Source organism: Cupriavidus taiwanensis (assembly GCF_900249755.1).
Taxonomy (GTDB): Bacteria; Pseudomonadota; Gammaproteobacteria; order Burkholderiales; family Burkholderiaceae; genus Cupriavidus; species Cupriavidus taiwanensis_D.
This window is the reverse complement of the sequence record NZ_LT976854.1, coordinates 988,909-1,002,413: the sequence shown is the minus strand read 5'-3', so window position 1 is coordinate 1,002,413 and position 13,505 is coordinate 988,909. Positions and strand designations below refer to the sequence as shown.

Genomic DNA, 13,505 nt, shown 5'->3' with positions numbered 1-13,505 from the left:
CCATAAAAAAAGGAGCCGGCAAGCGGCTCCTTTTCTTTCTGGACAACTGGCGCAGATCAGGCTGCGGCGTCCTTCAGCTTCTTCAGCGGACGCACCTTGACCTTGACGCTGGCCGGCTTGGCCGGGAACCAACGCTCTTCACCGGTGAACGGGTCCTTGCCGAAGCGCTTCTTCTTGGCCGGCACTTGCTGCGCCGTGACCTTCAGCAGGCCGGGCAGCGTGAATTCGCCAGCGCCCTTCTTGTTCAGCGCGCCGATGATGGTGGTTTCCAGATGGGCCAGCACCGTCTTCACGGCCTTGGCTTCCAGCTGGGTCTGGGCTACCAGGTGAGCGACCAGGCTCGACTTGTTGAAGGTGTCCTTCAGCGGGCGCGCAACGGGCGCAGCGGCGGGAGCAGCCTTCTTGGCCGGCGTGGCCTTCTTGGCGGCAGCCTTCACGGGTGCCTTGGTTGCCGCAGCCTTCTTGGCGGCGGGCTTGGTTGCAGTCTTCGCGGTCGGTTTCGCTTTGGTCGCCATATCGATATTCGTAAGTTGAACAGATGGATGCCGGCAGGTGTTATGCATTGCTGCTGAGCGTTGCGCAATCGCCTGATCGACGCCCACTGAATCATAGCGGAAAGTGCCGTAAGTCAAGGGGTTTTCGTGCATGCGAAGCGTAAAACCCGGTGAAAATCGCGGGTTTTGTCGCGGCTTTGCCTCAGTGCAAGCGCGAAAACGGCCTACGTCCCCCCGTTTTGGCACGCGCAACCGCTGCGGCGAAGGCCGGCGAGCAACACTGCGCGCGCGTGCGGACGCTACCGTTCGCGCTTGAACCTCGGTGCAGATCGCCAGCAGCGCACCGGCGGCGAGCGTTCCGAACGCGCTCAGCGCCAGGCTTGCATCGACATGCCGCCGTGCAGTCGCCGGCAACGGCCAGGGCCGGCCGCGCAGCGCTTATCAGTGCGCGCGGGCGGCCATGGCGTCGCGCGTATCGCGCGCCAGGCCCAGTGCAAAGGCCGTTTCGGCGACCAGGAACAACGGGCCGATCAGCAGGCCGACCAGGTCGTCGACGAAGGCGGGCTTGCGCCCTTCGAAATAGTGGCCGATGAACTGGATTACCCATCCGACCACGAACAGGCCGATGCCGATCGCGAGCCACCAGAGCGTCGGCAGCGCCGCGATATGCGCGCCGGCGTAGAGGAACAAGGCGAGGATCAGCGCCATCGCCACGCCGAAGCCCAGCGACAGGCGCAGGTAGAACAGGCACGACAGGATATACAGCAGCATTGCCGGCGTCAGCACGGCGCTGCCATCGCCCAGGGCCAGCGCCGGCCGTGCCAGCAGCGTGGTCACGGCCAGCACGATCATCGGGATGCCGACGAAATGGGTAAAGACGTTGCGCGGGTCGCGATGGTAGGCGGCGTAGTTGGCGAGATGTTCGATCAGGGTTTTCACGGGGCGTCTCCTGGACTTCGCTATGGTGCGCGCGCGGCGGGCGCGAGGTGGATTTATAGTAGTGGGCACGCACCGGCCGGTCTGTCAGGTTTTTGACATTCCGCCAGGTGCCGAGAAATGGAGACCCGCATGCGGCTGGCGCGCCCGCCACGATACGCGTCCCTCGCTCTCCTTGCCCCCGACCATCCCGACGCGCAGCCCGCAGATACGATGTCCAGCCCGATGCTGCCATGCAGCGACCCACTCGCCGCGGTGCGCGCCGGCGCATGGTTCAGCCAGTTGCCGCCAGCGCTGCGCCAGGCGCTGCTGGATGACGGCAGCCTCCGCCGGCTGGTCGCCGGCGAGGCCCTGTTTGCGCGCGGCGACCGCTTCGACGGGCTGTATTGTGTCGCCACCGGCACCATGCAGATCCACGCCAGTGCCGCATCGGGCAAGGCCGCGGTGCTGGGCCTGCTGGAGCCCGGCACCTGGTTCGGCGAGATCTGCCTGTTCGATGGGCTGCCGCGCACGCATGACGCACGCGCGGTCAGCGCCGCCACGCTGTGGCACGTGCCGCGCGCCGCGTTGGCGCAGCGCCTCGCGCAGCAGCCGGCGTGGTGGCAGGCGTTCGGGCAACTGCTGGCAGCCAAGACCCGCGAGGCCTTCCACTATGTCGAGGAAGCGCAGCTGCTGCCGCCGGCGGCCCGCGTCGCGCGGCGGCTGGCCGCGATGGCGCATGGCTATGGCAACCTGCCCCACGCGCAGGGCACGCGGCGTGTGCGCATTGCGCAAGAGCAGCTGGCGCAGATGCTCGGCCTGTCGCGCCAGACCGTCAATCACGCACTGCGCGAGCTGGAGGCGCACGGCCTGCTGCGCCTGGAATATGGCGGCATCGAACTGCTCGATCTGCCCGCGCTGGAAGCGCTCAACTGACTGCACCGTACCGGAGCCCCCCCATCCCATGACTACCCTGAACGCCGCTCAACTGGATGCCTGGCTGGCGCGCCTGGGCATCGCCGCGCCGCCCTCGCCCACGCTGCACGCGCTGGATGCGGTGCTGGCCGCGCACCTGGCCAGCATTCCGTTCGAGAACGTCGACCCGCTGCTGCGCCGCCCGGTGCGCATCGACCTGGAAGCCGTGTTCGACAAGCTGGTGACCCGCCGGCGCGGCGGCTACTGCTTCGAACTCAATACCTTGCTCAGCGCCGGGCTGGGCGCGCTGGGCTACGTGGTGACGCCGCTGGCCGCGCGCGTGCGCTGGGGCGTGCCGGACGACGTGCCGACCATGACTTCGCACATGCTGCTGCGCGTGGAAGTGGCGCACCGCAGCTACCTGGCCGATGTCGGCTTCGGCGGCCCCACGCCGTTCCGCGCGATGCCGCTGTCGGAGCCGGCCGACGATGACTTTCCCTACCGGCTGGCGCCCTCCCCGGCGCAGGCCGACGCCAGCGCATTCCACAGCTACGACTTGCAGGCGCGCGGCGATGCGGGCTGGATCCCGATCTACCGTTTCGACCTGACGCCGCAGCCATCGATCGATTTCGAGCCGCGCAACTGGTATGTCTCGACCCACCCGGACAGCATCTTCCTGCGCCGCCTGATGGCCGCGCGCACCGATGCCGACGGCACGCGCGTGACGCTGGCCGACGGCGAACTGGCCGAACGCGCCCCGGACGGCAGCGTGCGCCGCACGCAACTGCAGCAGGCCGACGCCGTGGTGCAAGCGCTGTCGGACCGTTTTGGCATCCTGCTGGACCAGGATCTGCGCGACGGGCTGATGGCCGCACTGCCCGCCTTGCTGGCACCGGCGACGGCATCCGCCGGCCGCTGACGCGCGCGCTTGCGCGATGCAGCATCGGCGCCATGCACGGCGCGCATTGCCCCCAGAAAGAATGCTGATAAGGCCGCTACCCGGCACCTGGCGTTGTGGACGCGGCCAGGGCCGCGCCACATAATGTCCCGGCGATGCCGCCTGCGGGCGCGTCCGCAGCACAACAGCGCGGCACCCCGCCGCCAGCACAAGCCGGCCAGCAGCGCTGACGCCGGCGCAGCCATACAGGAGACTCCATGTCATTGTTCGATCTGACGGGCAAGGTTGCCATCGTCACGGGCTCTTCACGCGGCATCGGCCGCGCCATCGCCGAGCAGATGGCCGTACAGGGCGCCAAGGTGGTGATTTCCTCGCGCAAGGCCGAGGCCTGCCAGGAAGTGGTGGATGCCCTCAACGCCCGCCATGGCGCCGGCACCGCGATTGCGGTCCCGGCCAACATCTCTTCGAAGGACGACCTGCAGCACCTGGTCGACGAGACCAACCGCGCCTTCGGCAAGATCGACGTGCTGGTCTGCAATGCCGCGTCCAACCCGTACTACGGGCCGATGAGCGGCGTGTCGGACGACCAGTTCCGCAAGGTGCTGGACAACAACGTCATCTCCAACCACTGGCTGATCCAGATGGTGGCCCCGCAGATGATCGACCGCAAGGACGGCTCGATCATCATCGTGTCGTCGATCGGCGGCCTGCGCGGCTCGCCCACCATCGGCGTCTACAACATTTCCAAGGCGGCCGATTTCCAGCTGGCGCGCAACCTGGCGGTCGAGTTCGGGCCGCACAATGTGCGCGTGAACTGCATCGCCCCGGGCCTGATCAAGACCGACTTCGCGCGCGCGCTGTGGGAAGATCCCGAGCGCTACAAGCAGTCCACCCAGGGCGCCCCGCTGCGCCGCATCGGCGAGCCCATCGAGATCGCCGGCGCGGCCGTGTTCCTGGCCTCGGCGGCCAGCACCTTCATGACCGGCCAGGCCATGGTGGTGGACGGCGGCGTGACCATCTGAGCCCCTGACGCAAGCATTGCCAGGCGGCCGGCGCGACTGCGCCGGCCGCTTTCCTGCATTTCCCTCAACCTGCAGTGCAGTTCCGGGAGGCAGTCCATGTCGAGCAATACACAGTTGGCAGGCACGCAGTTGGCAGGCAATTGGCCCGCCATGTCGCTGGCCGAGGCCCACGCCCGCCTGACCGCGCCCGGCGCGCCGTTCGAAACCGAAACGCGCGTGATCCGCGGCATCCCCACCACCGTCTGGAAGAACGCACCGCCCACGCTGCGCGAGCTGCTGCTGGCCACGCGCGCGTTTGCCGATCGCACCTTCGTGGTCTACGAGGACGAGCGCGTCTCGTACGACGCCTTCGTGCGCGCCGCCATCGCCATGGCCCACGCGCTGGTGCGCGACGGCGTGCGCAAGGGCGACCGCGTGGCGCTGGCCATGCGCAACCTGCCCGAGTGGCCGGTGGCGTTCTACGGCGCGCTGCTGGCCGGCGCCATCGTGACCCCGCTCAATGCCTGGTGGACCGGCCCGGAGCTGGAATACGGCCTCGCCGATTCCGGCAGCCGCATCGCCATCGTCGATGCGGAGCGGCTCGACCGGATCCTCGAGCATTTGCCGGGGTGTCCCGCGCTGGAACGCATCTACGTATCGCGCGCAGGCGCTGCGCCGGCTGATCCCCGTGTGACGGCACTGGAAAGCGTGATCGGCCCCTCGGCGAGCTGGGCGGCGCTGCCGGAGCAGGCGCCGCCCGCGGTCGAGCTCGATCCCGACGACGACGCCACTATCTTCTACACCTCGGGCACGACCGGCAAGCCCAAGGGCGCGCTGGGCACGCACCGCAACTCCACCTCGGTGGCGGTGGCCGGCGGCTTCAGTCCGCTGCGCAACCTGCTGCGCCGCGGCGAGCCGATCCCGGCGCCGGATCCGGCCGCGCCGCAAAAATCGATGCTGCTGGCGGTGCCGTTCTTCCACGTCACCGGCTGCATGGCGGTACTCAACGGCGCCATCGCCACCGGCGGCAAGATCGTGCTACTGCACCGCTGGGACGCGCTGCGCGGCATGGAGCTGATCGAGCGCGAGCGCTGCACCGCGGCCGGCGGCGTGCCGACCATCGCGTGGCAGATCCTGGAGCACCCCGAGCGCGGCCGCTTCGACCTGTCGTCGCTGGAGAACATCAATTACGGCGGCGCGCCCGCCTCGCCGGAGCTGGTCCGGCGCATCCGCGAAGTGTTCCCGCTGGCCGCGCCCGGCATCGGCTGGGGCATGACCGAAACCTCGTCCACCTTCACCAGCCACAGCGCCGAAGAGTACGTAATGCGCCCGGACAGCAGCGGCCCGGCGCTGCCGATCGGCGAGATGAAGGTGGTGGACGGCCGCGGCCAGGCGCTGCCGCCCGGCGAAACCGGCGAGCTGATGGCGCGCGGCGCCAATGTCGTGCGCGGCTACTGGAACAAGCCCGAGGCCACCGCCCAGACCTTTGTCGATGGCTGGCTGCGCACCGGCGACATTGCCCGGCTCGATGAAGAGGGCTACGTCTATATCGTCGACCGCATGAAGGACATGCTGATCCGCGGCGGCGAGAACATCTACTGCATCGAGGTGGAAAGCGCGCTGTACGAGCACCCCGCGGTCATGGATGCGTCAGTGGTCGGGCTGCCGCACCGGACGCTGGGCGAGGAGCCCGCCGCCGTGGTCAGCCTGAAGCCGGGCATGCAGGCGAGCGAAGCCGAGCTGCAGGAGTTCGTGCGCGAGCGGCTGGCGGCGTTCAAGGTGCCGGTGCGTATCCTGATTTACCAGGAGATGCTGCCGCGCAATGCCAATGGCAAGATCATGAAATCGAACCTGCGCAAGCTGTTCGACGCGGCAGCATAGGCCGGACTGGCACGGCTGCCTCCACCGCGGACAAAACAACAAGGAACAACCAAGTGACGGACCACGCCAAGCCGGACCCATCCCTGTCCAACCCCGTCCGGGCCCTCGCCGCGGCAGCGCTCGCCGCGCTGCTGGCGGGCTGCGCCACCGGCGGCACCAACCTGTCGGCGGTGCCCGAGCTGCGTCCCGGCGTGCCTGCCGGTTATCTCGCCGCCGATGCGCGCCCCGACAGCCTGAAGCTGCTGCCCGCGCCGCCGGCGCAGGGTTCGGCAGCGCTGGCGCTCGATGAAGATGCCGCGCGCCAGGCCGGCACGCTGCGTGGTTCGCCGCGCTGGCAAGTGGCCGGCGAGGATGCCGTGCTGACCTTCCCGCAAGCCGCCAGCGCCTTCTCTTGCGCGCTCGGCGTGCCGGTCAGCGAGAAAGACACGCCCTATCTCAACATCCTGCTGCGCCGCAGCCTGGTCGACGCAGGCCTGTCCACGTACAAGGCCAAGGACCATTACAAGCGCACCCGCCCCTTCGTGGCCAACAAGACCCCGATGTGCACGCCGGCCGAAGCGGCCAAGCTGGAGAAAGATGGTTCCTATCCGTCCGGCCACAGTGCCATCGGCTGGGCCTGGGCGCTGATCCTGACCGAGGTCGAGCCGGCGCGCGCCAACGAGATCCTGGCGCGCGGCCGCGCCTTTGGGCAGAGCCGCGTGGTGTGCAACGTGCACTGGCAGAGCGATGTCAACGAGGGGCGCATGATGGCCGCGGCCACCGTGGCGCGGCTGCAATCCGATCCCACCTTCCGCGCCGACCTGGAACAGGCCCGCCGCGAAGTGGCGAAGGCACGCGCCGCCGGCGCACGCCCGGCGCGCGACTGCCAGGCGGAGAGCGCGGCGCTGGCGCCCTGACCCGCCCGATCGCCGGGCCGGCTACTTCACGGGGATGACCGTGCCGGCCGGCACCGGCACGGCAGTCACGCTGTTCTGCGGGCTGCCGCTGACAATGCGATCCGAATACGTCAGGTAGACCAGCGTATTGCGCTTGCGGTCGACCGCGCGCACCACGTGCAGCGCCTTGAACAGGATCGACATGCGTTCGGAGAAGACATTGTCCTGCTGCCGGATCGGCCCCTTGAAACCGATCGGGCCCACCTGCCGGCACGCGATCGACGCCTCGGGCGGGTCTTCCGCCATGCCGAGCTGGCCCTTGATGCCGCCGGTGCGGGCGCGCGACACGTAGCAGGTAACCCCGTCCACCTGCGGGTCGTCATAGGCTTCGATCACGACCTTGTCGGAGCCGGTCATGCGGAAATTGGTGCTGACGCTGCCGATTTCCTCGGCACTGGCGCCCGCTGCGGCGGCCAGCGAGGCGGCGGCCAGCAGGGTGCGAACGAGTGAATGGTTGTGCTTCATGGCGGTATCGCGAGGCCCTGGCAATCAGTTCACCGACGACTTGATGTCGCCGTGGCGCTTTTCCATTTCCTGGCGCAGCGCGCGGCGCTGCTGCGCGGCGGCAAAGCGCTGGCGCTCGACTTCGTCGCGCGGCTCCAGCGGCGGCACTTCGGCAGGCGTGCCGTTGTCGTCCACCGCCACCATGGTGAAATAGCAGCTGTTGGTATGGCGCACCAGCTTGCTGCGGATGTTCTCGGTCACCACCTTGATGCCGATCTCCATCGAGCTGCGGCCGGTGTAGTTGACCGACGCCAGGAAGGTCACCAGCTCGCCCACGTGGATGGGCTGGCGGAACACCACCTGGTCTACCGACAGCGTGACCACGTAGCGGCCGGCATAGCGGCTGGCGCACGCATACGCCACCATGTCCAGGTACTTCAGGATGGTGCCGCCGTGGACGTTGCCAGAGAAGTTGGCCATGTCCGGCGTCATCAGCACGGTCATGGAAAGCTGGTGGGACAGGTCATTCATGATGCGGGATACGAAGATCGCGGGGGCGGGATTGCCGGCTGCGGGCGCCGGCAGTTTAACCCGGATCGCCGCGCCGTTGCCGCGGGCATGGCAGCGTGGCCTTCAGCGCGCGCCGCAGCCGCCGCATAAAACCGGCGCACAAAAAAAGCGGCCTGCCAGGCCGCTTCTTTCGCTATGGACGCAAACTGCTTACTTCTTCTTGTTCACGGCGTCCTTGAAACCCTGGCCTGCCGAGAACTTGACCGTCTTGGCGGCCGGAATCTTGATGGTTTCGCCGGTGCGCGGATTGCGGCCGGTGCGGGCAGCGCGCTTGCCGGCGCTGAAGCTGCCAAAACCCACCAGCGTGACAGAATCGCCCTTTGCCACTGCCTTCTTGATACTGTCCAGCGCTGCGTTGAGCGCGCGCTCGGCGGCGGCATTGCTCAATTCTGCTTCCGCGGCGATGGCCGATACCAGTTCACCTTTATTCATGGCTGATTTCCCTTGTTGGTCGTCGTCACCGATGTGCGTGCCTGGCGGCAGGCAATCGATCGGCGCAGTCTAATCTGCCCGTCGCGCGTTGAGCAATCCCCAGTGGCACCAAAGCGACAAAAAAACCCGCAAATCCTTGCTTGAGGCCGGTTAGCGGGCAATTTCCCGTGCTGTTCGCGCTTGCCAGGCACACCTTTTTGCCGGGCCGGAGCGCGCGTCCGCAAGCGCGCCCCCAAAATGATCCAGCATAGGACAGATTCCCCCAAATGGGGCGGCGCACCACAACGGATCATCCAACACGCCCTTGCCGGCTCCATTCTGGCGCAGAAGCGCCCGCGTCTTGCCGCACGCCGACGGCACCGTGCCTAAGGCGACGGACCACATGCGGCATGCCGGTGCGGCTTTCTACCCGGCACGGTGCAGGCGGCACCACGATGCAGCCGTCTCTGGAACGTTTTTTGCATACTGATGCGCCCATTTTGAGCATGAGGTCACTATGGACAACTGGAAGACCGGCACCGACGCGCTGTTTATCCTGCTTGGCGCCATCATGGTGCTGGCCATGCACGCCGGCTTTGCGTTCCTGGAACTTGGCACGGTACGCAAGAAAAACCAGGTCAATGCGCTGGTAAAGATCCTGGTCGATTTCGCGGTGTCGACCATTGCCTATTTCTTTATCGGCTACACCATCGCCTATGGCGTGCAATTCTTTTCCGGCGCTGAAACGCTGGCCCAGAAAAACGGTTACGAACTGGTCAAGTTCTTTTTCCTGGCGACCTTTGCCGCCGCCATTCCGGCGATTATCTCCGGCGGCATCGCCGAACGCTCGCGTTTCAATCCGCAACTGGTTGCCACCTTCGTGCTGGTGGGTTTTGTCTACCCGTTTTTCGAAGGCATGGTGTGGAACCAGCGCTACGGCGTGCAGGACTGGATCGCGCGCGTCGCCGGCGCGCCCTTCCACGATTTTGCCGGCTCGGTGGTGGTGCATGCGCTGGGCGGCTGGATTGCGCTGCCCGCGGTGTTGCTGCTGGGCGCGCGCCGCGGCCGCTATCAGAAGGACGGCCGCATCAGCGCGCATCCGCCGTCGAACATCCCGTTCCTGGCGCTGGGCGCCTGGATTCTGGCGGTGGGCTGGTTCGGCTTCAACGTGATGAGCGCGCAGACCGTCGACAAGATCAGCGGCCTGGTGGCGATCAATTCGCTGATGGCGATGGCCGGCGGCACCCTGGCCGCCTGGCTGGCCGGGCGCAACGATCCGGGCTTCGTCTACAACGGGCCGCTGGCCGGCCTGGTGGCGGTATGCGCGGGCTCGGACCTGATGCATCCGCTGGGCGCGCTGGTCACCGGCGCGGTGGCGGGCGCGCTGTTCGTCTACATGTTCACGCTGGCGCAGAACAAGTGGCATATCGACGATGTGCTGGGCGTGTGGCCGCTGCACGGGCTGTGCGGCGCGTGGGGCGGCATCGCCGCGGGCATCTTCGGCGCGAAGGCGCTGGGGGGACTCGGCGGGGTATCGCTTGGCGCGCAATTGCTGGGCACCTTGCTTGGCATCGTGGTGGCGCTGGCCGGCGGCACGCTGGTCTATGGCACGCTGAAGCGGCTGGTGGGCATCCGCCTCGACGCCGAGGGCGAGTTCAACGGCGCCGACCTGACGCTGCACCGGATTTCCGCAACACCCGAGCGCGAAACCAACTGGTAATACCCGCCAGCGTATTCCCGATATAAACGGGCGAGCCGTGCAACGCGGCTCGTCTTAACAATTATTTGCTTGCACTTCCAGAGGCGGCCTCTCAATAATTGCCCTGCCCGATATTTGCGCGCAACGCGCAGGGGTTCGCACGCCGCAGCCGGCTGGTTCGGGGGATGTTGGGTCGGCGGCTGGCCGGTTACACCAACATGAAAGGAATACGCCGATGGACGCCTCTACCTTCGAAAACCTCAAAGCCCTGGTGGTCGCCTACGCCACCGAATTCGGCGTCAAGATCCTGGCGGCCCTCGCCTTCTGGGTGGTCGGCCGCTGGCTGATCCACGTTGTGGTGCGCATGGTGCAGAACGCGCTCGGCAAGCAGAAGGTCGATCCCACGCTGCTGCGCTATGTCGGTTCCATCGTCACGGTGACGCTGAACGTGGTGCTGGTGATCGGCATCCTCGGCTTCTTCGGCATCCAGACCACCACCTTTGCCGCGCTGATCGCCGCGGCCGGCGTGGCCATCGGCATGGCCTGGTCGGGGCTGATGGCAAACTTCGCCGCGGGCGCGTTCCTGGTGGTGCTGCGGCCGTTCAAGGTGGGCGACTTCGTCACCATTGGCGGCGTGACCGGGACGGTGCGCGAAATCGGCCTGTTCGCGACCACGCTGGACACGCCGGACAATGTGCAGACCGTGATCGGCAACAACAAGATCTTCAGCGACACCATCCAGAACTTCACCGCCAATGCGTTCCGGCGCGTCGAACTGAAAGCGCAGCTCGCCGGCAGCACCGACGTGGCCGACGCGGTCGCGCTGCTGAAGGCCCGCATCGCCGAGATCCCCAACGTGCTGGCCGAGCCGCCGGTCGACGTCGAAATCCTGGAGTTCACGCTGGTGGGCCCGGTGCTGGCGGTGCGGCCCTATTGCCACAACGACCATTACTGGCAAGTCTATTTCGACAGCAACCGCATCATCCGCGAGTGCTTCGGCCAGGCCGGCTACGCCGCGCCGATGCCGGCCCACATGGTGGTGGTGCAACAGGCCGCGGCGCAGCAAGCCGCCGCGCAGCAGGCCGCCTGAACTGCCGCGCCGCGGCGCTTTTAACGGGCGACCGGGCGCGCGCTTGCGCCCGAGCGCCCGTAATGGCGCATCAGCACCGCGCCGGCGCCGCACGCCGCCATCACCACGCCCAGCGGCAGCGCGCTGCCGTCGCGCCACACGCTGACCGCGGCGCCGCCGAGCGTGCCGAGCGAAAACTGCAGCGTGCCCATCAACGCCGAAGCCGTACCGGCACGATGCCCCTGGTGCGCGAGCGCCAGCGCCGAAGCATTCGGCGAGACGCAGCCCAGCGCGCCGATAAACACGAAGAAGCCTGCCAGCAGCACCGGCAGCACCGCCATCCCCGCCAGCGCGGCCACCGCCAGCACCACTCCCGCGGCAAGCGCCGCCAGCAGCGTGGCGCCCAGCACCTGGTCGAGCGAACGCCCGCGCACCAGCCGCGCATTGAGCTGAGACATCATGATCAGCCCCGCCGCATTGGCCCCGAACACCAGGCCATAGTGCGACGGCGCGATGCCGTGCAGTTCGATCAGCACGAACGGTGAACCCGAGATATACGCGAACATGCCCGCCGAGCCGAAGCCTGCCGACAGCGAGTATCCCAGGAACTCCCGGTCGCGCAGCAGTTCCGCATAGCTGCGCGCCACGGTGCCGAGCCGCAGCGGCGCCGCATGGCCGCGGTCCAGCGACTCTTCCATGCGCAGGTGGACCAGCAGCAGGATCAGCAGGCCGGCCACCGCCAGCACCCAGAAGATCGCGCGCCAGCCCGACACGGTCAGCACCGCGCCGCCGATGATCGGCGCCAGGATCGGCGCAACGCCCATCACCAGCATCAGCGACGAAAACGCCCGCGCCGATTCATGCGCCTCGAGCCGGTCGCGGATCACCGCCCGTGCCATCACCATGCCGGCGCAGCCCCCCAGTGCCTGCAGGAAGCGCCACAGCATCAGAGACTCCACGTTGCGCGCCAGCGCGCAGCCCACCGCGGCGATCACGTAGAGGCAAAGCCCGACATAGAGCGGCGGCTTGCGCCCGAAGCGGTCGCTGAACGGACCGTAGAAGGCCTGTCCCAGTGCCAACCCGACCAGGAAGGTGCCCAGCGTCAGCTGGACCCGGCCGATGTCGACGCCCAGGTCGCCCGCCAGTGTCGGGAAACTCGGCAGGTACATGTCGATCGACAGCGGCGCGATCGCCATCAGCGAGCCGCAGATCAGCAGCCAGGCAGGAAAACGCGGCGTCGAGGCGGCGCTTGGAGAGTGAGGCATGAGGGACGGTATCCGAGGGCAATGGCGCTGCCCTGCGCGGCCGTACCGCACGGGGAGCCCATGGAAAGACGCAATTGTTGCACAACATAACCAATACAGCCGGAGCCGGCGGAGCTGGCTGGCAGCAAGTCGCGCAGAAGAGCCGGGCTGCCAGATTTGTTCGCCGGAGTCGGCTCCGGCAGAGCTGGCAAACCTGGCGGGATTGGTGAATAGTGATGTCAGGCCCTGGTGTTCAAGGACCTTGCACGGCGGCAACGCGACCACGCTTGCGGAGCGCGGCTTTCATGCGCGCCGGGGTGGAGGGTACAATGCCAGCCTGTCGGCGTAAGACTCGCCGTCGGCCTCGCAGAGAGGGACGATAGTACAGGTCCCCGCAACATTAGCCTGCATGAGAATACGACAAACGCCGCTTTCCGCTTCGCTAGGCACCGCCGCTCTCGCGGCCGTGCTGCTGCTGCCGCTGCCGCTGATGGCCAGGGCGGCGCCGGCGCAGGTGCGCAATGCCAGCGTGCCGTTGCTGGTTCCCGCGGCCGATGACGCCGACCCGGTAGCGCGCATGCTCAAGGGTGCGGCCACCGGCCAGAACACCGGCGCCGCCGGCGTGCCCGAACTGCTGCGCAACGCCACCCGCCCCGACAACGTGCTGGCGCGCGCCTGCCGGCAGCTCAACGACGCCCTGCCGATCGAGATCGATGCCGAGACCCGCCTGCGCCGCTGCCAGTCGGTTCCGGGCAAACACGTATTGTTCCAGCTGGAACTGACCAACTATCGCGGGCCGATGCTGGACCTGGCCAGCTTCGAGGTCAACTACGCCGCGCCGCTGCAGCGCAATATCTGCGCGAACCGCGATGTCGAGATCCTGACCAAGCTGGGCGTCAGCATGTTGTTCCGCTACATGACCCGCAAGGACCGCGGCGAGCGCCGCATCGGCGACGTCTATATCAACGGCCCGATCTGCAGCGCGGCGCTGCGCTGAGTCACGCGCCAGTGCCAACAAGAACGGCCCGC

14 protein-coding genes are annotated in these 13,505 nt (G+C 67.5%); 8 read left to right on the top strand and 6 right to left on the bottom strand.

The window, feature by feature from the left end:
• Positions 1-56: 56 nt before the first annotated feature.
• Both CBM2594_RS20305 and CBM2594_RS20300 read right to left on the bottom strand, forming a co-directional pair.
• The gene (locus CBM2594_RS20305) at positions 57-515 is read right to left on the bottom strand and encodes an HU family DNA-binding protein (protein ID WP_010809407.1); all 459 of its coding nucleotides are present in this window, start codon (positions 513-515) and stop codon (positions 57-59) included.
• A gap of 420 nt (positions 516-935) precedes the next feature.
• Positions 936-1,433 (bottom strand): Mpo1 family 2-hydroxy fatty acid dioxygenase, encoded by a 498-nt coding sequence (locus CBM2594_RS20300; protein WP_116358583.1) that lies wholly within the window; start codon positions 1,431-1,433, stop codon positions 936-938.
• Positions 1,434-1,643: 210 nt separating this feature from the next.
• Between CBM2594_RS20300 and CBM2594_RS20295 the strand changes: the two genes are divergently transcribed.
• The 5 genes from CBM2594_RS20295 to CBM2594_RS20275 all read left to right on the top strand — a co-directional run bounded on the left by CBM2594_RS20295 (position 1,644) and on the right by CBM2594_RS20275 (position 7,000).
• Positions 1,644-2,345 (top strand): Crp/Fnr family transcriptional regulator, encoded by a 702-nt coding sequence (locus CBM2594_RS20295; RefSeq protein ID WP_373457602.1) that lies wholly within the window; start codon positions 1,644-1,646, stop codon positions 2,343-2,345.
• Between the two features lie 28 nt (positions 2,346-2,373).
• On the top strand, positions 2,374-3,243 hold the full coding sequence (locus CBM2594_RS20290; protein ID WP_116358582.1) for an arylamine N-acetyltransferase family protein: 870 nt from the start codon (positions 2,374-2,376) through the stop codon (positions 3,241-3,243).
• A 236-nt stretch (positions 3,244-3,479) separates the two neighbouring features.
• Positions 3,480-4,244 carry an SDR family oxidoreductase gene (locus tag CBM2594_RS20285; RefSeq protein WP_116358581.1) on the top strand — a complete coding sequence of 255 codons (765 nt, stop codon included), beginning with the start codon at positions 3,480-3,482 and terminating at the stop codon, positions 4,242-4,244.
• A 96-nt stretch (positions 4,245-4,340) separates the two neighbouring features.
• Entirely contained in the window at positions 4,341-6,104 is a 1,764-nt protein-coding gene (locus CBM2594_RS20280) for a class I adenylate-forming enzyme family protein (RefSeq protein WP_116358580.1), read from the top strand.
• 53 nt (positions 6,105-6,157) lie between these two features.
• Positions 6,158-7,000 carry an acid phosphatase gene (locus CBM2594_RS20275; RefSeq protein ID WP_232346690.1) on the top strand — a complete coding sequence of 281 codons (843 nt, stop codon included), beginning with the start codon at positions 6,158-6,160 and terminating at the stop codon, positions 6,998-7,000.
• Between the two features lie 21 nt (positions 7,001-7,021).
• On the opposite strand, the gene CBM2594_RS20270 is transcribed toward CBM2594_RS20275, so the two are convergent.
• The 3 genes from CBM2594_RS20270 to CBM2594_RS20260 form a co-directional block, all read right to left on the bottom strand.
• On the bottom strand, positions 7,022-7,504 hold the full coding sequence (locus CBM2594_RS20270; protein ID WP_116358579.1) for a CreA family protein: 483 nt from the start codon (positions 7,502-7,504) through the stop codon (positions 7,022-7,024).
• 24 nt (positions 7,505-7,528) lie between these two features.
• The gene (locus CBM2594_RS20265; protein WP_012355963.1) at positions 7,529-8,014 is read right to left on the bottom strand and encodes an acyl-CoA thioesterase; all 486 of its coding nucleotides are present in this window, start codon (positions 8,012-8,014) and stop codon (positions 7,529-7,531) included.
• Between the two features lie 189 nt (positions 8,015-8,203).
• Entirely contained in the window at positions 8,204-8,485 is a 282-nt protein-coding gene (locus CBM2594_RS20260) for an HU family DNA-binding protein (protein WP_010814166.1), read from the bottom strand.
• Between the two features lie 496 nt (positions 8,486-8,981).
• On the opposite strand from CBM2594_RS20260, the gene CBM2594_RS20255 reads away from it, so the two are divergent.
• Complete coding sequence (locus CBM2594_RS20255; RefSeq protein WP_116298190.1) at positions 8,982-10,184, top strand: ammonium transporter; 1,203 nt, start codon at positions 8,982-8,984, stop codon at positions 10,182-10,184.
• Positions 10,185-10,398: 214 nt separating this feature from the next.
• Entirely contained in the window at positions 10,399-11,253 is an 855-nt protein-coding gene (locus tag CBM2594_RS20250; protein ID WP_116358578.1) for a mechanosensitive ion channel family protein, read from the top strand.
• A 20-nt stretch (positions 11,254-11,273) separates the two neighbouring features.
• Here CBM2594_RS20250 and CBM2594_RS20245 read toward each other — a convergent pair whose 3' ends face one another.
• On the bottom strand, positions 11,274-12,497 hold the full coding sequence (locus CBM2594_RS20245) for a Bcr/CflA family multidrug efflux MFS transporter (RefSeq protein WP_116358577.1): 1,224 nt from the start codon (positions 12,495-12,497) through the stop codon (positions 11,274-11,276).
• Positions 12,498-12,885: 388 nt separating this feature from the next.
• On the opposite strand from CBM2594_RS20245, the gene CBM2594_RS20240 reads away from it, so the two are divergent.
• Positions 12,886-13,473, top strand: a complete 588-nt coding sequence (locus tag CBM2594_RS20240; protein ID WP_116358576.1) for a hypothetical protein — start codon at positions 12,886-12,888, stop codon at positions 13,471-13,473.
• Positions 13,474-13,505: the final 32 nt, after the last annotated feature.